Genomic DNA, 20,746 nt, shown 5'->3' on the forward strand with positions numbered 1-20,746 from the left:
TGTGGCGGTGGATCGGGGGCGTGTTCCGTGCCGCGTCAACTCCGGCAAGAGAGGCGCAACGCCTCACGGCAGTCCAACGCGCCCGCCCATCGCGTTGGAACAGGCAACGCGAAGGTTCGGCCACAAAGGTGAGGCGGCTCGACGTGCTGACCGAAAGCGGGCTCGGCTTCGTTCAGCGATCTCCCTGCTTGCGGCTGCTCTGCGTCGCCTTGCTCACCCCGCCTTGCTTGCCGCTATCGCTGCGGCCGCCGTCAGCCCGGCTGTCCTTGGCGTTCGGCTTGCCACCGGCGGAGTTCTTGCCGCCCTGGGGAGCACGGCCGGCTGGCGGAAGGGGAGGGAGATTGGCCATGGAGGTGCCTCGTGGATGTGGTGACAGGGACTAGCGTGGCGGGTCGAACAACATGGCATGACCACGCCCGTGGTGAGCACAGCTGAAGTTCTAAAGGCTAGCGCTTGGTCGCGGAGGGAGTTTGTTCACCCATGGAGCGGGAACACAAACTCTGGGCGACCCCTCGAAAAAAGATATTGTATTACAATAGATTAAGCCTTGTGTGCTAAATCGCCCAAACCCAATCTCCGGAAACAACGGCCTCTCCGGAGAGAAAAGGGCGCTTGTTCCTAGCTCGAAGTGTCAAGCTATGCGCGAAAGATGGCCGCGGAGCACAAGGAACAGAGCGATCCCAATCTGGCCACCGAAAAACGGCCTCGTGAAAAGTTTGGAACAGCCAGAGCAAGCGGGCGCAGACATTCTCCCGGCAAAGAACCATCGGGGAGGCTTCTCTTCGACCCGCGGGCCAGCAAGTCCTTGGGACCATCGGTAGCCCTGGTCACGTTGACCACGCGGGCGAGCGCCGGCAACCTGCAACGCGCTAGAGGGGACGCAAGCGCCGGCCAGAATGGCGAAAGCCCTACGGATGCGGGCGCCGGTGCAATCCGGCGCTTCGGGGGTGAGCATGATGACGAATGCCGACCTGTCCGACACGCATCGGGCGTTGCGCGACGCGGTGCGCCGCTTCGCCGAGTCCAGAATAACCCCCCTGGCCGCCGCGCTCGACGAGGAGGAGCATTACCCTTCCGAGCTGTACGCTGAACTCGCCGCGCTCGGGTTTCTCGGGATCACGGTCCCGGAAGCCCTGGGCGGTGCCGGTGCCGACGTGCTGGCCTACGCGCTGGTCATGGAGGAGATGTCGCGCGGCTACGCCTCCGTCGCCGACCAGGTGGGGCTTGTGGAACTGCTGGGCACCCTGCTCACGCAGCACGGCACCCCCGCGCAGCAGGAGACCTACCTCCGGCCCCTGCTCCGGGCCGAACGGCGCTGCGCCTATGCCCTCACCGAGGCCGAGGCCGGCTCCGACCTCGCGGGGTTGAGGACCACGGCGCGGCGGGACGGGAACGGGTGGGTTCTGGACGGGGCCAAGCTGTGGATCCACAACGCGCCCGTGGCGGATTTCGCGGCCGTGCTCGCGCGCACCGACCCCGACGCGGGCCACCGCGGCATGTCGATCCTGCTGGTGGACCTCGACCGCCCCGGCGTCACGCGGGACCGCAAGGAGCACAAGATGGGCCAGCGCGCGTCGCCGGTGGGCGGCCTGCGCTTCGATGGCGTCCGGCTGCCGGCGGAGGCGCTCCTGGGATCGGAAGGCCGCGGCTTCCACCTGATGATGTCGGTGCTGGACAAGGGACGGATCGGCATCGCGGCGCTCGCGGTCGGCATCCTGGCCGCGGCGTTGGAGGACAGCATCGCCTACGCCAAGCAGCGGCGGCAATTCGGCCAGCCCATCGCCGATTTCCAGGCCGTGCAATGGATGATCGCCGACATGGCGAAGGACGCCCATGCCGCGCGGCTGATGGTGCATCACGCCGCCCGCATCCTGGACGCCGGCGGCCGCGCGACGCTGGAGGCGAGCATGGCGAAGTGCTTCGCCTCCGATGCCGCGGTGGTGCGCACGGCGGACGCGGTCCAGATCCACGGCGGCAGCGGCTACATCCGCGGCGTGCGGGTGGAGCGGCTGTTCCGCGACGCCAAGATCACGCAGATCTACGAGGGGACGAACCAGGTGCAGCGAATGATCATGGCGCGGGCGCTGCTCGCATGAGCGCGCGCCCCGCGGCTCTCGTCACCGGCGCGCGGCGCGGCATCGGGCGCGCGACCTGCGCGGCCCTCGCGGCGAAGGGCTTCGACGTGGTGGGCACCGATGTTTCGGAGGAAGGCGCGAACGAAACGGCGGCGGCGGTGGAGGCCGCCGGTGGGCGCTTCGTCTTCCACCAGGCCGACGTCGCGCTGCTGGACGGTCATCCGGCGCTGGTCGAGGCCGCCTGGGGCGCCTTCGGCGCGCTGGAGTGCCTGGTGAACAACGCCGGCGTGGGCGCGATGCAGCGCGGCGACCTGCTGGAGGTGACGCCGGAATCCTGGGACCGGGCCTTCGGCGTGAACGCGCGCGCCGGCTTCTTCCTGTCCCAGGCGGTGGCGCGGCGGATGCTGTCCGGCGGGGCGCCGCCGCGCGGGGCGCGCAGCATCGTCTTCGTGTCCTCGGCCAACGCCACGCTGGCCTCGCCCGAGCGGGCCGAGTACGCGGCGTCCAAGGCGGCGGTCTCGATGGTAGCGCGCGTCTTCGCGCTGCGGCTCGCGGAGGAGGGCATCGCCGTGCACGAGATCCGTCCCGGCGTGATCCGCACCGACATGACCGCGCCCGTCGCCGCGGCCTACGAGGAGCGCATCGCGGCCGGCCTGTCGCCCATCCGCCGCTGGGGCGAGGCCGAGGATGTCGGCCGCACCATTGCCCTCCTGGCCGCCGGCGACCTGCCCTTCACCACGGGCGAGGCCTTCCACGTGGACGGCGGCCTGCATCTCGGGCGGCTGTGATGGCGGACGACCGCCTGCACTACGAGGAGATCGCGGAGGGGCTGAGCTGGGAGACCCCCGGCATCACGGTGACCGAATCCCACATCCTCGCCTTTGCGGGCCTGACCGGGGATTTCTACGACCTGCACGTGGACGACGACTACGCGCGCTCGCTCGGCTATCCCGGGAAGGTGGCGCAGGGGCTGCTGGGGCTGGCGCTGGCGGACGGGCTGAAGAACCGCTCCCCCGTGCGCCTGGCAGCGATCGTCTCGCTCGGCTGGCGCTGGAGCTTCACCGGACCTATCCTGCCGGGGGACCGGATCAGCGCCACCATCCGAGTGAACGCCCGACGTGAGACCAGGCGGCCGGAGCGCGGCATCGTCACCCTGGGCTTCGACCTGCGCAACCAGCGCGGCGAGACGGTGCAGCGGGGCGAGAACGACATGATGGTGCACCGGCGCGCGGGCTGACGGCGGGGCGTCAGCCGTCCCAGCCCGCGATGCCCAGCCAGGCCGCAGCCAGCCGCGCCTGCCCCTCGTGCATGGACCGCCCGGTGACGGTGGCGCAGCCGGCGGCGCGGGCGGCGGCGATCAGGGGCGTCACCTCGGGGTTGGGGATCACGTCGGCGACCACCTGCGGCGGGCGCAGGCGGGCGGCGTCGAAGGGAAGGGGGTCGCCTTCCCTCAGGCCCAGCGGGGTGGCGTTCACCACGATGTCCTGGCCGGCGGTGTCGGGCGCCCCCTCGGCCACGGCGAGGCCGGGATGGGCGTCGGTCAGCGCCCGGGCCAGCGCGGCGGCACGGCCGGGCGCCGCGTCGTGCAGCCGCAGCCGGGCCGCCCCCGCGCCCGCCAGGGCATGGGCGATGGCACGCCCGGCGGCGCCGCAGCCGACCTGCAGGATGGCGGCGCCGCGCACGGGATGGCCGGCGCGCTCCAGCCCGTCGCGAAAGCCCTCGCCGTCGAACATCTCGCCCTCCCAGCCCCCCTCGGGGCGGCGACGGACGGTGTTAACGGTGCCGGTGCGCCGGGCGACGGGGCCGAACGCGTCCAGCAGGGGAACCACCGCCTCCTTGTGCGGCATGGTGACCACCAGCCCGTCCAGGTTGCGCAGCCGGGTCAGCCCGGCCCAGGCGGCGGGCAGCTCCCCGGCCGGCACCTCAAAGGCGACGAAGACGGTGTCCCGGCCAAGCCGGGCGAAGGCCTCGTTGAACAGGGCGGGGGAGCGGAGCGGCGCCACGGGATCGCCGAGGATAGCCATCAGGCGGGTGCGGCCGGTGATCGTCACGCGCGGCGCCCCGGGCCGCCCGGCACCGCCGCGGTCAGGCAGCGGGCGGGCAGGGCGGGGCGGGCGTTGTCGGCGCGCTCGCGATCCCGCTCCAGCACGCCCGGCCGTTCGCTGACCAAGGCGCGGCGCGGGGCGCGGCCGATGAGGGCCTCCCGGACGGGCATCTCCCTCCTCCCTCCTGGCGCAGCTTCCCGCTTCACAGGCGCAGCGGCGGCGACCTATCGTATCGGTCCGCGGGTGCTTCTCGCGGCCGCAACGATCCGGCGAAACTGTCGGACGCCCCAGGGGAATTGTCCATGACCGTGATGTCCCTCTCCCGCCGCGACCTCGCGCGGCTGCTCGGTGCCTCGGCAGCCGCGCTTCCGCTCCTGCCCGGGGGACAGGCGCTGGCGCAGTCCCGGCGCGACACGCTCGTTCTCGGCATCGACATCAGCGACACCATCACCTTGGACCCGGTCCGCCAGGCCCAGTACACGCCGCCGATGACGCTGGCCGCCTGCTACGACACGCTGATGACGCTGGAGGCAGGCGACCTCGTGAACCCCAAGCCCTCGCTCGCCACGAAGTGGGAGCGGCGGCCGGGCGGGGACGGGTGGCGCTTCACGCTGCGCCAGGGCGTCAAGTTCGTCTCGGGCGCGACGATGACGGCGGAGGACGTGAAGTTCACCTTCGAGCGGCTGATCAACATGAAGGACCAGACGCAGCAGTACATCAAGGCGGTGGACCGGGTGGAGGTGGTGGACGCCGACACCGTGGACTTCGTGCTGAACGCGCCCAACGCGCCCATCCTGTCCATCCTCTGCAACCCCGGTTGCGCCATCCTTGAGAAGGCGGTGCTGCTACAGCACGGCGGCGTGCAGGGCGTGGAGGCGAAGGACCAGGACAAGGCGACGGACTGGCTGAACGGAAACTCCGCGGGCACCGGCCCCTACCGGCTGTTGCGATGGGAGCGCAACGGACAGATCCAGTTGCAGCGCAACCCGAACCACTGGCGCGGCGCGCCCGCCTTCGAGCGCGTGGTGATCCGCCACCTCTCCGACAGCGCGGCGCAGCTCCTGGCCGTGCGGCGCGGCGACGTGCACGCCGCCTTCAACCTCATCCCCGAGCAGATCGCGACGCTGAAGGCCGAGCCGAACGTGCGCGTGGACCGGCTGCCGAGCCTCGACCACGTCTACATGGCCCTGACGCAGAACCCGGCTGCCAACCCCGCCCTGGTCAAGAAGGAGGTGCGGCACGCGATCGGCCACGCCATCGACTACGACGGCATCCTGAACAACCTGCTCGGCGGCGCGGCGCTGCGGGCGGCGCACTTCCTGCCGATCGGCGTGAACGGCAGCACGGAGGCGGTGGCGCGCGAGATCGGCTTCCACCAGGACCTCGACAAGGCGAAGCAGCTCCTCCAGGCGGCCGGGCTGGCGGAGGGCTTCGAGATGGAGATCGCCTACGGCCAGGCGGCGGTCGCCGGCATCTCCTACCAGGTGCTCGGTCAGAAGCTGCAGTCGGATCTGGCGCGCGTGGGCATCCGCGTGCGGCTGAACCCGATGGACCAGGTGAACCTCCGCACCGTCTACACCCAGGGCCGCATGGCCGGGGGCGTGCTCACCTTCTGGAACCCGCCGGCCGTGTCCAACGACCTCTGGGCGAGCGCGGTGGTGGAGCGCGTGGCGCGCCGCGTCGGCTGGGACGTGCCGGCCGAGATGACGGCGCTGACCCGGCGCGCCGCCGAGGAGCAGGATCTCGCCAAGGCCGCCGACCTCTGGGTGGAGTGGCAGCGCAAGGCCGTCGACCAGGCAAACCACTTCATCCTGTTCCAGCCGATCTACCAGATCGCGGTGCGCAACACGGTGAAGGACTTCCCGCTCACCGCCGCCGGCTGGCAGCTCGACACGGGGAAGGTGACGCTGGCCTGAGGCGGCGCGCGGGGAGGGGACGCCTCGTCGGATGCCTCCCCGGGCGCCTAGCGGCGTAGCCGGTCCAGCCGGTGCGCGGCCTCCGCGTTCACCGCGCCCTCCGGCACCCGCCCCGCCGCGAGCGCCGCCACCTGCCGCACCGTGTCCATCGCCTGGTGCTCCGCCGCCTCCGGCGTCAGCCCGGCCAGGTGCGGCGTCGCGATCACGTCGGGGCGCGAGGCGAGGCGGGGGGAAGGCATCTGGTCCGGCGCGCGGCCGACATCCATCGCCGCGCCGGCCAGGTGGCCGGAGTCCAGCGCGCCCTCCAGCGCCGCCTCGTCCACCAGCTCCCCACGGGACAGGTTGATGAAGAAGGCGCCGCGGCGCATGGCCGCGAAGGCCCGCGCGTCCATCAGGTTCGCGGTCTCCGGCGACGCGATCGCCAGGCAGACGACGAAGTCGGCCGCCAGCGCCTCGCCGAAGCCCACGGCCTCCACCCCCGGGTCCTCGGGCGGCGCGTAGGGGTCGTAGGCCAGGACACGCATGCCGAGCGCGCGCGCGGTCACGGCCATGCGGCGGGCGATGCGACCGTAGCCGACCAGCCCCAGCGTGGAGGCGGAAAGCTGCACGCCGGTGCTGGGAGGGGGGATCTCGCCGCGATGATAGGCGCTGGCGGCGCGGGTGACGCCGCGCGCGAGGTCCACCATCATGCCGATGCCCAGCTCCGCCACGGAATCGGTGAAGCCCGGCGTCGCGCGGGTGACGAGGATGCCCCCGGCCGAGGCGGCGGGCACGTCGATCGTGCTGATGTCCACCGCGCAGCGCAGGAAGGCCACGAGCTCCGGCGAGGCGGCGAAGGTCGCGGCCGTCCCCGGGCTGCCGCGATAGGCGATGATGGCCTGGCAACCGGCGGCGGCCCTCGCCAGCTCCTCGTCCCGCAGCTCGCGGTCCGTGGTGTTGCGGACGACCTCCGCGTGCTCCCGCAGCGCGGCCAGCGCGCGATCCCCGAAATAGCCGGGGAAGGTCTCGGTGGAGTGGGACAGGAAGACCTTCATCGGGCGAACTCCGCGGGGCGTTTCTCGTTGAAGGCGCGGATGCCTTCCAGGTGGTCCCCGGCGGAGAAGCAGAGCACGTTCATCTCGTTCTCATAAGCCAGGCCGGCGGAAAGGGGCGCCTCCAGCGCCATCCGCATCGCCGCCTTCACCGACTGCACCGCCACCGGCGAGAGGGCGGCGAGCTTGCGCGCGACCTCCCGCGCCCGGTCCAGCAGCGCGGCCTGCGGGACCACCTCCTCCACGAGGCCCAGCCGAAGCGCCTCGGCCGCGTCGACCGGCTCCCCCAGCATCAGCAGGCGTGCCGCCCGGCCCTGGCCGATCAGGCGCGGCAGGAGCTGCGAGGCGCCGCCGCCGCCCACCCAGCCGCGCTGCACCTCCGGGAAGCCGAGCCGCGTGGTCTCGGAGGCGACGCGCAGGTCGGCGGAGAGCGCCGCCTCCGCGCCGCCGCCCAGGGTCCAGCCCTGCAGCGCCGCCACCACGGGCTTGCGGATGCCGCGGAGGGCCGTCGCGTACTCCACCCGGTTGCGGAAGTGCCAGGCCGTGGGATAGGCGGCCAGCGCGTTCAGGTCGCTGCCGGCCGAGAAGGCGCGCTCCCCCTCGCCCCGGACCAGCACGGCCCGGACGGCGTCCTCCGCGTCCAGGGCGCGGGCGTGGTCCAGCAGGCGCCGGGCCATCGCGGGGGTCACCGCGTTGTGCTTGGCGGGGCGGTCCAGCACCAGCTCGGCCACCCCGTCCCCGATCGTCACGCGCACGTCGCCGTCCATGGCGATTCCTCCTGTCTTGATCGCATCTGTCCAGCAGGCGCAGACTGAGCGCAACAAGGAGGATCTGTCCGCGTGCCGCGATACATCGCGACGCGACTGCTCGCCGCGGCCGCGATGGCCCTGCTGGCGAGCCTCGTCGTGTTCCTGATCTCCGCGCTGGTTCCCGGCGATCCGGTCCTGGCGCAGCTCGGCGACATCCTCGCGAGCAACCCCGCGACGGTGGCCGAGTGGCGGGCCAAGTGGGGCCTCGACCTGCCCTTGTGGGAACGCTACGGCATCTTCCTGAACGGCCTCGCCCACGGCGACCTCGGCATCTCCATCGCCACGCGGCGGCCGGTGCTGGAGGACATCGCCCAGTACGCGCCGGCCACGGTGGAGCTGGCGACGGTCTCCTTCCTGCTCACGCTCGTCATCGGTATCCCGCTGGGCATCGCGGCGGCGGTGTGGCGGGACAGCTGGGTGGACTCGCTCGCCCGCGCGGTGTCGCTGCTGGGCGTCTCGGCGCCCACCTTCTGGCTCGCCTTCATCATGCTGGCCATCTTCTACGGCGGCCTGGAATGGGCGCCCGGGCCCGGCCGGATGGACCCCATCGCCTTCCCACCCGAAGGACCCACGGGCCTCTTCCTGGTGGACACGCTGCTCGCGCGCGACTGGGAAAGCTTCTGGGACTGCGCGGCCCATCTCGTCCTGCCCTCCATCGTCCTGGCCGCCGCGACCATCGGGCTGATCACCCGCACCACGCGCGCCGCGATGCTGGATAGCCTGGGGCAGGACTACGTGCGGGTGTCGCGCGCGAAGGGGCTGAAGGAGCGGGCCATCGTGCTGCGTCATGCCCTGCCCAACGCACTGGTGCCCGTGGTGACGCTGGGCGGGCTTGCCTTCGCCAACCTGCTGGCCGGCGCGGTGATGACGGAGACGGTCTTCGCCTGGCCCGGTCTCGGCCGCTACACCTTCCGCTCCGCCGCGGCACTCGATTTCCCGGCGATCATGGGCATCACCCTGGTCGTCTCCGCGACCTACCTGCTGGTGAACCTGCTGGTGGACCTCTCCTACGCGGCGCTGGACCCGAGGGTGCGGCGTTGAGCGCGAGCACCGTCCCCCCTCTTGCCCTGCCGCCTGCCATGCCCGTGCCGCGCGCGCGCTGGCGGCGCCGGCTGCGCCGCTACGGGCCGGCCTGGCTGGGCGGTGGCATCGTGCTGCTCTGGGTGCTCGTCGCGCTGCTGGCACCCTGGATATCTCCCTATCCGCCGGACGCGCAGGACGTGGTGAACCGCCTGCAGCCCCCAAGTGCGGCGCACTGGCTGGGCACGGACGTGCTGGGACGGGACGTGTTCTCGCGCCTGCTGCACGGCGCGCGGCTGTCGCTGCTGGCGGGCTTCACCGTCGTGCTGGTGGGCGCCGCCATCGGCACCACGGTCGGGATTGTCGCGGCCTGGGCGCGCGGCTTCTGGGACGAGGCGCTGATGCGCCTGACCGACCTCGTGCTCTGCTTCCCGCCGATCATCCTCGCCCTGGCCATCGCGGCGGCGCTGGGCATCGGCACGCAGAACACCATCCTCGCGATGCTCGTGGTGTGGTGGCCCAAGTTCGCGCGCCTGGGCCGGGCACTGGCCCTGGTGCAGCGCGGGCAGGAATACGTGGAGGCCGCGACGGTGCTGGGGCTGAAGCCCCGCCGCATCCTCGCCCGCCACATCCTGCCGAACACGCTCGGGCCGCTGGCGGTGCTGGTGACGCTCGACCTCGGCAACGCCATCCTCACCTTCGCCGGCCTGTCCTTCCTCGGCCTCGGCGTCGTGCCGCCCACGCCGGAATGGGGATCCATGGTTGCGGAGGGGCGCGAGCTGGTGGAGCAGTGGTGGATCGCGGCCTTCCCCGGCTTCGCCATCCTCACGGTCGTCGTCGGGTTCAACTTCTGCGGCGACGGGCTGCGCGACTGGCTCGACCCAAGGGCGAGGTCCCGCTGATGGACGGAACCCTGCCAAGGCGGGAGAGCGCGGCCGATGCGGCCGCCCCGGTGCTGGAGGTCGAGGACCTCCGCACCGTGTTCCTGACCGATGCCGGCGCCGTACGCGCGGTGGACGGCGTCTCCTTCACGGTCGGCCCCGGCGAGACGCTGGGCATCGTGGGCGAGAGCGGCTCGGGCAAGAGCGTGACGGCCCTGTCGCTCATGCGGCTGCTGGAGGAACCGGCGCGCATCGTCGGCGGCACCGTGCGCTTCCAGGGCCGCGACGTGCTGGCGATGAGCGGCGCCGAGCTGCGGGACTGGCGCGGCGACCGCGCCGCGATGGTGTTCCAGGACCCGATGACCGGCCTGAACCCGGTGATCCGCATCCTGCGCCAGGTGACGGAGCACATGGTCTCCCACGGCCGCCAGACGCCGGCCAAGGCGCGCGTGCGGGCCGTGGAGCTGCTGCGCCGCATGGGCGTCGCGGCGCCGGAGCGCGCGGCGGCCTCCTTTCCGCACCAGTTCTCGGGCGGGATGCGGCAGCGGGTGATGCTGGCCATCGGCGTGGCGAACGATCCGGTGCTGCTGATCGCGGACGAGCCGACCACGGCGCTGGACGTGACGATCCAGGCGCAGATCCTGGACCTGCTGGGGAACCTGAACGCGGAGTTCGGCACGGCGATCATCCTGATCAGCCACGACCTCGGCGTGATCGGCACGGTCTGCCGCCGCGTGGCCGTGATGTACGCCGGGGAGGTGGTGGAGGAGGCGGAGACGGCCGCCGTCCTCGCCGACCCGCGGCACCCCTATTCCTGGGCGCTGGTCAATGCCGTGCCGCGGCTGGACAGCCCGGCCGGCACGCGGCTCACCAGCATCGACGGCGCCCCGCCGGACGCGCTGAACCCGCCGCCGGCCTGCCGCTTCCTCGCGCGCTGCCCCTTCGCCATCTCGCGCTGCGGGCAGGAGCATCCGCCGCTGATGGAGGTGGCGCCGGGCCGCCGCGCCCGCTGCTGGGTGACGGCCGATGGGCGCAGCCTGCCGCCGCCGCCCGTGGCCGCGGAGGCGGCCCGGCGCGAGCTGTCGGAGGACAGGCGCCCACTGCTCGAGGCGGTGGGGCTGGTGAAGCACTTCCCCGGCGCGCGCCGCTCCTTCTTCGGGCCGCGCGCCGTGGTGCACGCGGTGAACGGCGTGGACCTTCGCCTGGCGCGCGGCGAGAGCTTGGGGATCGTCGGCGAGAGCGGCTGCGGCAAGTCCACCCTCGCGCGGCTGGTGACGCGTCTCCACGAGCCGACGTCGGGCCGCCTGCACTTCGAGGGGAGGGACATTACCCACGCCTCCTCCGCCGAGATGCGGCCGCTGCGGCCGCGGCTGCAGATGGTGTTCCAGGATCCCTACGCCTCCCTGAACCCGCGGATGCGCGTGCGCGACACCCTGGCGGAGCCGCTGATGGCGCACGGGCGCGCCTCCAATCGGGTCGAGGCGGACCGCCGCGTGCTGGACCTGATGGGCACGGTGGGGTTGAAGCCCGAATGGGCCGCGCGCTTCCCGCACGAGTTCTCGGGCGGCCAGCGGCAGCGCATCTCCATTGCGCGGGCGCTCGCGCTGGACCCGGCGCTGGTGGTGGCGGACGAACCGGTCTCGGCGCTGGACGTGAACGTGCAGGCGCAGGTGCTGAACCTGATGCTCGACCTGCGCCAGCGCCTCGGCCTCTCCTACCTGTTCATCGCGCACGACCTGGCCGTGGTGCGCGCCTTCTGCGACCGCGTGGCCGTGATGTATCTTGGCCGCATCATGGAGGAGGGGCCGGCGATCGCGCTCTTCGCGCGGCCGCTGCACCCCTACACCGTCGCTCTGACGAGCGCGGTGCCGGAGCCCGGGAGGGAGCGGGTGATCCTGGGGGGCGAGCCGCCCTCCACCCTGGCGCTTCCCACCGGCTGCGTCTTCCGCGGCCGCTGCCCCGTCGCGCAGCCGATCTGCGAGGAGGCGCCGCCCCTGGCGGAGGTCGAGGCGGGGCGGCGCGTGGCCTGCCACTTCCCCGGGGCGTTCGAGCCCCCCCGAACACCGGGTCGATGACCCCGCCGCCGCTCTGCTCTCCGGCCGATCCGCGGAGGCCGGCGTGCGGCACCGCTGCCCACGGCGCAGGAGTGGATGGCAGGCCCGCGAAGCGTCCCCCGTTCCCCTCCGGTTTCGAAGGCGCGATGGCATGAGGCAGATCACCGCCACCCAGGCCGCAGCCCTCCTCCAGGACGGGGACACCCTGCTCATCGGCGGCTCGGGCGGCGGGCACGCGGTGCCGGACGCGCTGCTCGCGGCGGTGGGGGAGCGCTTCCGCAGGACGGGCGAGCCGCGCGGCATCACCGCCGTGCATCCGGTCGGGCTGGGGGATGGCAAGACGCGCGGCGCCGGTCACCTGGCGCAGCGGGGACTGCTGAAGCGCGTCGCCTCCGGCACCTTCGTCAACTCCCCGGGTATCGCCCGCCTGGCGCTGGATGAGGAGATCGAAGCCTACACCATGCCGCAGGGCGCCATGTCGCAGCTCATGCGGGAGATGGCGGCGGGACGGCCGGGGCTGCTGACGAAGATCGGGCTGCACACCTTCGTGGACCCGCGCCTGGGCGGCGCGCGGCAGAGCGCCCGCGCGACGGAGGACCTGATCGAGCTCGTGCGATTCCGGGGCGAGGACTATCTCTTCTACAAGCCCTACCAGGTGAACGTCGCCTTCCTGCGCGGGTCCGCGGCGGACGAGGACGGCAACATCTCGATGGAGCACGAGGCCGTCACGCTGGAGATGCTGAGCATGGCCCAGGCCACGCGCCGCATGGGCGGGATCGTGGTGGCGCAGGTCCGCCGGATCGTTCCCAGCGGTTCGCTTCATCCGAAGATGGTGAAGGTGCCAGGCATCCTGGTCGACGCGGTCGTGGTCGATGCCGACCAGTGGCAGACCTACGAGACGCAGGACAGCCCCGCCTATTCCGGCCACTTGCGCGTGGCGCTCGAGGATGTTCCGCGCCTGCCGCCGGGCCCCCGCCGCGTGGTCGCCCGGCGCGGGGCGCTGGAGCTGTTCGAGGGGGCGATCTGCAACCTCGGCTCCGGCATCTCGACGGGCATCGCCAACGTGGCGGCGGAGGAGGGGATCCTGCGCCGGATCTGCCTGACCAACGAGCAGGGCAACATCGGCGGCGCGCCCGCCAGCGGCAACGAGGCGGGCGCCGCGATGAGCCCCGACGCGCAGGTGGACCAGCCCTACCAGTTCGACTTCTACGACGGCGGCGGCCTCGACCTCGCCTTCCTTTCCTTCGCGGAGTTCGACGCGGAAGGCAATGTGAACGTCTCCCGCTTCGGCGGCCGCATCGTTGGCCCCGGCGGCTTCATCAACATCAGCCAAGGGGCGGGTTCGGTGGTGTTCGGGGGCACGCTGACCGCGGGCGGAGCGCCCAAGGCGGTGGAGCGGGTCGAGCAGGTGACCTTTTCCGGCCCCTACGCACGAACCCGCGGCCAACGGGTCCTCTACGTGACGGAGCGCGCCGTGTTCCAACTTGGCGAAGCAGGGCCGGAGTTGACCGAAATCGCACCGGGCGCCGACATCGAGGCGGATGTCATCGCCGCCATGGGTTTTCGGCCCCGCATCTCTCCGGCGCTGCGACGCATGGATACCGAACTTTTCGCCGAGGGCCCGATGGGATTGGCCGCAAAGCTTCAGGGGCGCCCGCCACGCGCGGCGCTCAAGCGCTTCGCCATGGCGCAGGCCGCGGAATGACGGGGTGCAAGACATGCCTCTCGCCCGGTGAGGTGGCGGAGTTCCGGAAGTCCATCTCGGCCGCCGACATCGCGGCCTTCGCCGAGTTGAGCGGCGACCGCGACCCCATCCACGTCGATGCTGAATTTGCGGCGCGGACGGCCTTCGGCCGCATCATCGCGCATGGCGCACTGGTGATGGGGCTGCTCTCCACCACCGCGTCGATGATATCCCGACGCTCTGTCGACCGCGGCAGCCCCGGCACGCCGGTGTCCGCCGGCTATGACCGCATCCGCTTCACCCGACCGGTCTTCGCGGGCGACATCCTGACGGCCCGCTACTTGGTGGAGGAGGTGGATGATGAGCGTGGGCGATCCCGCGCGGCGGTCGAGGTCATCAACGGCGAAGGCGAAAATTGCGTGGTCGGCACGCATGTCCTGGCGTGGGTAAAGGCGCCACGTCAGGAGCGCCACGGCTGAAGGAGCTTAGGGCCCGGCCATCGGGTCCGACCAGGAGCCCCGACAAGGCCGAAGTCGTTCTCGCCTGCGCCGCGCATGGGCGCGATGGGGCTGGGAAGGATCGGAGATTGAGCCCGATCGGTCGGGAACCCCCGGAGAAGCCGGCATGAGCCCGCAGGAGGGCAGGGTAGGACTGGCAGGACCATCGCTGTCCGCGTCATCTGAACCCGTCCCATGGCGATGGCGGGCGGCCAGCCCTACATGCGCCTCATGAACGACAAGGCGCCGTTGCACGACTTCATCAGCCAGCACCGCCAGATCTTCGTGCTGACGGGCGCCGGCTGCAGCACGAACTCCGGCATCCCTGACTACCGGGACGCGGCGGGCCAGTGGAAGCGGGCGCAGCCCATGACGTTCCAGGCCTTCATGGGAAGCGAGGCGGCCCGGCAGCGCTACTGGGCGCGCAGCCTGAACGGCTGGCGCCGCTTCAGCCGGACCCAGCCGAACCGCGCCCACCACGCCCTTGCCCGCCTTGAGGAGCGGGGCAAGAGCGCGCTCCTCCTCACCCAGAACGTGGACCGCCTGCATCAGGCGGCGGGGAGCCGGAGGGTGGTGGACCTCCACGGGCGCCTGGACCGGGTCCGCTGCACCGCCTGCGGGGAGACGATCCCGCGCCAGGCGATGCAGGAGGCGCTTGTCGGGCTCAATCCTGGCTGGACCGAGCGCGAGGCCGCGGTGGCACCGGACGGCGACGTCGACCTCGAGGGGGCGGACTTCGACACCTTCGCGGTGCCGCCCTGCCCCTCCTGCGGCGGCGTGCTCAAGCCGGACGTCGTGTTCTTCGGCGAAGGCGTGCCGAGGGAGCGGGTTGAAGAAGCGATGCGGGCGCTCGACGAGGCGGACGCGATGCTCGTGGTGGGCTCCTCGTTGATGGTCTACTCGGGCTTTCGCTTCGTGCAGGCGGCCACGCGCGCGGGCAAGCCAGCCGCGGCCGTCAACCTGGGCCGCACCCGCGCCGACTCTCTCCTGGCGCTGAAGGTGGAGCAGCCCTGCGCGGACGCGCTCTCCTTCCTGCTCTAGCGATGGCGGGCCGAGGCGGCGCGTGACCATGCCCATCAGCGGAGGCCTCCGGCAGTTCCGGGCACGGGCGCGCCTGAACACTCTCTTCGCGCCCACGACCCTGGATGGTGCGGTGCGGCGGCTCGGCTTCGTGCAGGCGGACCCGATCCGCGCTCCCGCCCGCGCACAGGACCTGATCCTACGGCAGCGCGTGCGCGGCTACCGCGCCGGGGACCTGGAACGGCGCTTCGTGGACCTGGGGCTGGAGGAGGACTTTCTCTACGCCTACGGCTTCATGCCGGATGAGACGAGGGCGCTGCTCCACCCACGTCCTGACCCGGCCGTGGCGGGCCCGCACGCCCCAAGCGGGCTGGCGGCCGAGGTCCTGTCCTTCGTTCGGGCGAACGGCCCCACCCACCCTCGGGATCTGGAGGAGCGCTTTGGTCGCGACCGCGCCGTGAACGGCTGGGGCGGTTTCTCCAAGGCGACCACGCAGGCGCTGGAAGGGCTGCACCACTACGGGTTGTTGCGGGTGGCGCAGCGCCGCGACGGCATCCGCCTCTATGAGGCGGCCCCGCGAGCGGCGCCCCCGATGGAAGCACCGGAACGGGCGCGGCGCGCGGTCATGCTGGTGGCGCGCCTCCTCGCGCCGGTCTCCCTGGCCAGCCTGCACGGGGCCCTTGCGCTGCTGGCACGGCGCAACCCGGGCCTGGGACCGCTCAGGCCTGTTGTCGCCGCCGCGCTCCGGAGTGGCGAGATGGAAGAGGAGAAGATCGAGGGAGAACACTATGCCTGGCCGGCAACCAACGCTTGCTGGCGCGATCAGGAGGTGCCGCGGGACGTGCGCCTGCTGACACCGTTCGATCCCCTCGTCTGGGATCGGCGCCGCTTCGAGCACCTCTGGCAATGGACCTACCGCTTCGAAGCCTACACGCCCCCCTCGCGGCGTCTCTTCGGCTACTACGCCCTGCCGATGCTGTACGGGGACGCGGTGATCGGCTGGGCGAACATCGGCCTCTTCGGCGGGAAGCTTGACGCGACCCTGGGCTATGCGGAGCGCCGCCCGCCAGGCCTCGCGTTCGGGCGCGCGCTCGATGCTGAACTCGCCCGGATGGAGCGGTTCCTTGAGTCGCGCAAGGCGGCCGGCGATCGGCGCGATCGAGCAGGCGTTGGCCAGCGGTGAGTTCGGGCGCCCACCGCGAAACGGCGAACACCCGGCAAAGCTCTCTTCCGAAACGGGATGCACCACCGAAAACTAGATATTGGCTGACGGCCGGTCGGGACCGTGCCGTTGATCCCCGCTCGTGATTCCAGACATTCAGCGTCGCGACGTCGTTCCCGCGACCGTGCCGAAACGTCGAATGAGCGCGCTGTCAGCGCGCGCTTCGGCGCAACTGCTGCTCGCGCAGGAAGATGAAAAGGCCTGCCCCGATGATGACCGCGGCGCCCGCCATCGTGAGCGCCCCGATCACCTCGCCGAAGAAGAGATAGCCGAAGAGCATGCCCCAGAGGATCAGCGTGTACTGATAGGGCACCACCACGGAAGCCGGTGCGATCCGGAGCGACTGGTTCACGCAGAGGTTGCCGCCGAGGGACCCGATGCCAAGGAACAGCATCAGCACGAAGTCCATGATCCCGGGCGGTGTCCAGCCCTGGAACAGGACCAGCGCTGTGCCGAACAGCAGGGCCGCCAGAAGCTGCGCCGTCATCAGCACCGTTCCAGGCGCGCCCGCCAGCTTGCGGGTGGTAATGAGGAAGCAGGCGTAGCTGAAGCTCCCCGCGAGGGCGCAGACCGCGCCGGAGGAGAGGGAGCCGGGGGAGGGATGCAGGGCGAGCACGACGCCACCGAAACCGACCGCCACGGCCGTCCAGCGGCGCCAGCCCACCCGTTCGCCGAGGAGCAGGGGGGAGAGGGCCGTGACGTAGATCGGGCCGGCCATGTAGTAGGTCATGACCTCCGCCAGGGGCAGCTCGGTCAGCGCCCAGAAGAAAAGCGAGGACTCCAGCGTGGAGAACAGCACGCGCAGAAGCTGTAATCCCGGACGCGGCGCCTGCAGGAAGGCATAGGGTCCGGCCCTGCGGATCGAGGGAGCCATGGCGCAGAGCCCGGCAACGCTGCGCACCAGCAGAAGCTGGCCCACCGTGTAGGACCCGACCAACCATTTGCCGAGCGTGTCGTTGACGGCGAAGAGCAGCACGCCGAGCATCATCATCATGACGCCGCCGGTTGCTCCCGCGAGCATCGAGCCCAGGCGCGGAAATGCAGGCACAGCCATCGTCCACCCATCGCGGCCAGGGATTCATAGTCGGGAAGGCCGAGCCGAAGCACCAGCGAGACGGCGCTGTGCGGCAAAGCCCATGACGCGGCGCCTGGAGCCAAGGCTCGCTACACCGATCGGCCCACCACCGTGCTCAGGACGGGAGCGATCCGGCCGCAACGAAACGCGAGCCCAATTCGGAGGGCGCTCGTTCGGCCCAGCTCAGCAGGCCGTCCAGCGCCGGGCAGAGCGACTGTCCCCACGCTGTCAGGTGGTACTCGACCTTGGGAGGCACCTGGTGGTGAACGATGCGCGCCACGACGCCGTCCGCCTCGAGCTGGCGCAACTGCTGGATCAGCATCTTCTGTGAGACCCCGGGAATGGCACGCTCGAGATCGGAGAAGCGCCGGACATGCCCGCCGAAGAGCTGGAACAGGATCACGAGCTTCCAACGCCCTTCGAGCACCCGGATGACGTTCTGCACGCCTTGCGCGGCGGACTCCGGCGTGTAGGTCACGCGCTTACCTCGGGGTAAGTCGCTTACCTTCCTGTCCGTTCTTGTCATTCCGGCAGCCTAGAAACAGCTTCACCGCGGAGCAAGCAACAGCGGAGACATGCCATGAGGGATGACCTGCCAGCACCGATCGCGTCCTACGCCGCAGCCAACGCCCGCCTCGATGCAGAGGGCATGCTGGCGTCCTTCGCGCTTGATGCGGTGGTGCGCGACGACGGCGGGCTCCATGGGGGCCACGAGGCGATCAGGGCCTGGATCAACTCGGCCATCATCGCCGCCCGGGCCGTCTTCACGCCCGAGGCCTGGCGCGAAGAGGACGGCCGCGTCATCGTGACGGACCCGACCGCCGGCGACTTCCCCGGCAGCCCGATCCGCCCCACCTTCCGGTTCACCCTCCGCGGCGGCGCCATCGCTGCGCTGGAGATCGGCTGACGCTGGCGCGCAACCGTCCCACCGGTTTCGAGGGGCGACGGGTCCTTTTCACCGAAGGCAGCAACGGGGGGCGGCCCCGCGACTGTCGAGCGCTTCCTGCAAGCCGGGGGCGGGTCATCACGGCGGCGCGGAACGGGGCCGAGGATCTCAAGTTCATCGGATGCTTGGCCGCGGACCTCATCAGCCTGGAGGGCGCCCGTGACCTGGCGGAAGCGGCCCTGGAGCGCCGGGGCGGCGTGGACGTGCCGGTGCATGTCCTCGGCGGGTTTAAGGCGCGTGGAAGCGCGGCTCCGCGAACCACGCTTCGTCACCCTCGTGGGGGCGGTTGGCGTGGGCAAGACGCGGCTGGTCCTTGCCGCCGCCGACCGCATCTGGTCCCCCTGCCGGGACGGTGCCTGGTTCGCCGATCTCGGGCCGCTGGAGGAGCCCCGCCTTATCCCAGCGGTGATCGTTTCAGCCCAGGAACCCCTCGAACAGCGACCCCGGATGGCATCATCCGTGCTGTAGGGCTGCCGGACTACCTTGCCAGCGAGCTCTGCCTCGAGCGGGCACGCGCGACGCTCGGCGCGTTCGTGCCGAGCGACGCCGATGCGGCCGAGATCCTGCGCATCTGCCAACCCCTGGACGGCATTCCGCTCGCCGCGCTGGCGCTGCAGGCCCTGACGCTGATGGAATTGCACGAAAGGCGAGAGCGGCATTTCGCCTCCCTCGCCGCCGGCCGGCGCACCACGCTGGTCCGGCAGCGGACCCTCCGCGCCACGATCGGCTGGAGCCTCGATCGGCTCACGCCCCTGGAGCGCGCGCTAGGACATGGACGGCGGCCTTCGTGGCGAACTGCGCCACGGGAGAGGACGAGGTCTGCGGTCACACTGCCCAAGCCTCGCCCAGAAAGCAGGGAACTCAACACCTCAGGGATGCACGGAGAAGCGGACCAAACCCTCTGACTTTGCAGGAGAATTTGGAGCAGGGAGAGGAACTGGGAGCAAACATTCTCTGGGCTGCGGACGCCTCAGGCACGCCTAGTTTGCTTGCCTCTATGATTACCAATATTTAACACTAAGCCGGATGGGGTCCCGTCGTCTGTCTGATGGTCGGGAGGAGCGGCCACCGCTAACCATTCGTCGTGGGCGCATCGCCATCGAAACTAGCGCTGCCCTAGAGAGACGAGCTATGAGGAGCCTTACCTAAACAAGAAGAAGCTGATGGATTGGGGACTTCTAGGAAGTGAGCGCCTGGGCAGCACGCGACGTGTCCGGACGCTCGGCTTGGCGACAACCGTACGAGCCTTCAACGAGATGGCCGTCCCTGGCGTTGGAGGTGTTTGGTACGGAAGACAGATCCTCCTTGCTCTACTTGGCATTCACTTGGCCGAAACGGTGCGGCGGCAGGGGCGTAGCGTCTCCAACATCACGACGGCTAATGCGGTCGAGGCACTCGCAGTCTGGTGTGCCTACAAGAGGCATGGAAAGCATCCGCGCCTGCCAGGAGTACGCAAGTTCGGCAGGCAGAGCCTTAGCCAGCATCCAACGTTCAAACTTGCAGGCACCCGAACGTTCTACGTTAGTCAGCCGATGCGCATCAGAACGGTTGATGCGCTTGCGACGCTCGGCTTCGTCGAGGCACCTAGCCGCCGCTTCAACGTTTATAGCTGCACGGAACTTGGACAGACCCTCCTTCAGGTTGCTCGTCCGGAAGCGCGCAGGACTCTTTTGGACTGGGTGAACGGTGGCGGCTTACCCTCCAGACCCAAAGTCACCATCGACGATCTCGATCCGACGCGGCCGCTCCCGGTGAGAGTACGCGAGATCCTGCGAGAGGCGTTCATATCGGGCACCGGCCCTGACAGAATGCGCCGGCAGCGCGCACTAGACTGGGTCGAGTCGCTAGCGAGGCGAGCGAGTGGACACACTGACTGGGAGCAGCAGCCGTCGGAAATTGCCGACGGGGCGCACTGGGCCGATATGCGTGCGGGCGCAGCTTTCACCCGGGTGGTAGCCGCAGCGGCCGGTGAAATTGAAGGCGGCTCGGTCCTCGGCCAAGTTGAGGCCCGAATGGGAACTACAAGGAGTACAAAGCTTGATATCGCTGATGCGGCCAATGATGCCCTGCGGCCAGCTCTCAAGGAGTTGCGTCGCCGGGCAAGCGCGTTTTTAGAAGCAGGGCACGATCCGTCACCCGGACGGGCCGCGAGCAGCTTCTGCGCAGACTGCGCGCAGCAAGACGACGTCGCGCTGCTCAGCCGCTTGATTACCCGCGATGGCCGCATCCTCCGGCTAGTCGATGGTGTCATCCTCGCTGGTGCCGCCTTCAGGGGGCAGCCCCTTGGCACGATGGGCGGCAGCGACAGGACGGTTGATCCCGATAATGACGATGGTTCCGACGAGCCGGCCAATGCGGCACCGGCGAGCGGGGTGCCCCCCCTGCCGGAAGGCATCTCCCTGCGCATCAGTAATCTCCTTTCTTTAGCGGCCGATCTCCGTGCGGCGCCCATGACAACTGTTGGACTGTGA

20 protein-coding genes are annotated in these 20,746 nt (G+C 70.7%); 14 read left to right on the forward strand and 6 right to left on the reverse strand.

What is annotated here, in order from left to right:
• Positions 1-956 precede the first annotated feature (956 nt).
• Genes EAH89_RS10355 through EAH89_RS10365 form a run of 3 tightly spaced genes read left to right on the forward strand, consistent with a single transcriptional unit; the run spans position 957 to position 3,312 of the window.
• Positions 957-2,096 (forward strand): acyl-CoA dehydrogenase family protein, encoded by a 1,140-nt coding sequence (locus tag EAH89_RS10355; protein ID WP_140882734.1) that lies wholly within the window; start codon positions 957-959, stop codon positions 2,094-2,096.
• Complete coding sequence (locus tag EAH89_RS10360) at positions 2,093-2,863, forward strand: 3-ketoacyl-ACP reductase (protein WP_140882735.1); 771 nt, start codon at positions 2,093-2,095, stop codon at positions 2,861-2,863. The genes EAH89_RS10355 and EAH89_RS10360 overlap by 4 nt, the downstream gene beginning before the upstream one ends.
• The gene (locus EAH89_RS10365; protein WP_140882736.1) at positions 2,863-3,312 is read left to right on the forward strand and encodes a MaoC family dehydratase; all 450 of its coding nucleotides are present in this window, start codon (positions 2,863-2,865) and stop codon (positions 3,310-3,312) included. The genes EAH89_RS10360 and EAH89_RS10365 overlap by 1 nt, the downstream gene beginning before the upstream one ends.
• Before the next feature lie 10 nt (positions 3,313-3,322).
• Here EAH89_RS10365 and EAH89_RS10370 read toward each other — a convergent pair whose 3' ends face one another.
• Both EAH89_RS10370 and EAH89_RS31160 read right to left on the reverse strand, forming a co-directional pair.
• Positions 3,323-4,126, reverse strand: coding sequence for a shikimate dehydrogenase family protein (locus EAH89_RS10370; protein ID WP_140882737.1), 804 nt, complete (start codon positions 4,124-4,126; stop codon positions 3,323-3,325).
• The gene (locus tag EAH89_RS31160) at positions 4,123-4,290 is read right to left on the reverse strand and encodes a hypothetical protein (protein WP_161993538.1); all 168 of its coding nucleotides are present in this window, start codon (positions 4,288-4,290) and stop codon (positions 4,123-4,125) included. The genes EAH89_RS10370 and EAH89_RS31160 overlap by 4 nt, the downstream gene beginning before the upstream one ends.
• Before the next feature lie 132 nt (positions 4,291-4,422).
• Here EAH89_RS31160 and EAH89_RS10375 point away from each other — a divergent pair, with 132 nt between their 5' ends.
• Entirely contained in the window at positions 4,423-6,036 is a 1,614-nt protein-coding gene (locus EAH89_RS10375; protein ID WP_140882738.1) for an ABC transporter substrate-binding protein, read from the forward strand.
• Positions 6,037-6,083: 47 nt separating this feature from the next.
• On the opposite strand, the gene EAH89_RS10380 is transcribed toward EAH89_RS10375, so the two are convergent.
• Both EAH89_RS10380 and EAH89_RS10385 read right to left on the reverse strand, forming a co-directional pair.
• Entirely contained in the window at positions 6,084-7,070 is a 987-nt protein-coding gene (locus tag EAH89_RS10380) for an NAD(P)-dependent oxidoreductase (protein WP_140882739.1), read from the reverse strand.
• Positions 7,067-7,834, reverse strand: coding sequence for an enoyl-CoA hydratase/isomerase family protein (locus EAH89_RS10385; protein ID WP_140882740.1), 768 nt, complete (start codon positions 7,832-7,834; stop codon positions 7,067-7,069). The genes EAH89_RS10380 and EAH89_RS10385 overlap by 4 nt, the downstream gene beginning before the upstream one ends.
• A gap of 72 nt (positions 7,835-7,906) precedes the next feature.
• On the opposite strand from EAH89_RS10385, the gene EAH89_RS10390 reads away from it, so the two are divergent.
• The 7 genes from EAH89_RS10390 (at position 7,907) to EAH89_RS10420 (ending at position 16,215) form a co-directional block, all read left to right on the forward strand.
• Entirely contained in the window at positions 7,907-8,917 is a 1,011-nt protein-coding gene (locus EAH89_RS10390; RefSeq protein ID WP_140882741.1) for an ABC transporter permease, read from the forward strand.
• Positions 8,914-9,798, forward strand: coding sequence for an ABC transporter permease (locus EAH89_RS10395; RefSeq protein ID WP_241666945.1), 885 nt, complete (start codon positions 8,914-8,916; stop codon positions 9,796-9,798). Before EAH89_RS10390 ends, EAH89_RS10395 begins: the two co-directional genes overlap by 4 nt.
• Entirely contained in the window at positions 9,798-11,852 is a 2,055-nt protein-coding gene (locus tag EAH89_RS32530) for an ABC transporter ATP-binding protein (RefSeq protein WP_140882742.1), read from the forward strand. Before EAH89_RS10395 ends, EAH89_RS32530 begins: the two co-directional genes overlap by 1 nt.
• A 130-nt stretch (positions 11,853-11,982) precedes the next feature.
• Complete coding sequence (locus EAH89_RS10405; protein ID WP_140882743.1) at positions 11,983-13,536, forward strand: acyl CoA:acetate/3-ketoacid CoA transferase; 1,554 nt, start codon at positions 11,983-11,985, stop codon at positions 13,534-13,536.
• Positions 13,533-13,994: a MaoC family dehydratase gene (locus EAH89_RS10410; RefSeq protein WP_140882744.1), complete on the forward strand. Its 462-nt coding sequence runs from the start codon at positions 13,533-13,535 to the stop codon at positions 13,992-13,994. The genes EAH89_RS10405 and EAH89_RS10410 overlap by 4 nt, the downstream gene beginning before the upstream one ends.
• Positions 13,995-14,207: 213 nt before the next feature.
• The gene (locus EAH89_RS10415; protein WP_241666946.1) at positions 14,208-15,053 is read left to right on the forward strand and encodes an NAD-dependent protein deacetylase; all 846 of its coding nucleotides are present in this window, start codon (positions 14,208-14,210) and stop codon (positions 15,051-15,053) included.
• A gap of 112 nt (positions 15,054-15,165) precedes the next feature.
• Positions 15,166-16,215: a DNA glycosylase AlkZ-like family protein gene (locus EAH89_RS10420; protein ID WP_206667502.1), complete on the forward strand. Its 1,050-nt coding sequence runs from the start codon at positions 15,166-15,168 to the stop codon at positions 16,213-16,215.
• Between the two features lie 190 nt (positions 16,216-16,405).
• Here EAH89_RS10420 and EAH89_RS10425 read toward each other — a convergent pair whose 3' ends face one another.
• Positions 16,406-17,308, reverse strand: a complete 903-nt coding sequence (locus EAH89_RS10425; protein ID WP_140882746.1) for a DMT family transporter — start codon at positions 17,306-17,308, stop codon at positions 16,406-16,408.
• A gap of 136 nt (positions 17,309-17,444) precedes the next feature.
• Complete coding sequence (locus EAH89_RS10430; protein ID WP_241666947.1) at positions 17,445-17,807, reverse strand: winged helix-turn-helix transcriptional regulator; 363 nt, start codon at positions 17,805-17,807, stop codon at positions 17,445-17,447.
• A 102-nt stretch (positions 17,808-17,909) separates the two neighbouring features.
• On the opposite strand from EAH89_RS10430, the gene EAH89_RS10435 reads away from it, so the two are divergent.
• The 3 genes from EAH89_RS10435 (at position 17,910) to EAH89_RS10445 (ending at position 20,746) form a co-directional block, all read left to right on the forward strand.
• The gene (locus EAH89_RS10435; RefSeq protein WP_140882748.1) at positions 17,910-18,236 is read left to right on the forward strand and encodes a nuclear transport factor 2 family protein; all 327 of its coding nucleotides are present in this window, start codon (positions 17,910-17,912) and stop codon (positions 18,234-18,236) included.
• A 572-nt stretch (positions 18,237-18,808) separates the two neighbouring features.
• Entirely contained in the window at positions 18,809-19,180 is a 372-nt protein-coding gene (locus EAH89_RS10440) for a hypothetical protein (protein WP_140882749.1), read from the forward strand.
• A 321-nt stretch (positions 19,181-19,501) separates the two neighbouring features.
• Positions 19,502-20,746: a hypothetical protein gene (locus EAH89_RS10445; RefSeq protein ID WP_140882750.1), complete on the forward strand. Its 1,245-nt coding sequence runs from the start codon at positions 19,502-19,504 to the stop codon at positions 20,744-20,746.

Source organism: Muricoccus nepalensis (assembly GCF_006438825.1).
Taxonomy (GTDB): domain Bacteria; phylum Pseudomonadota; class Alphaproteobacteria; order Acetobacterales; family Acetobacteraceae; genus Roseomonas; species Roseomonas nepalensis.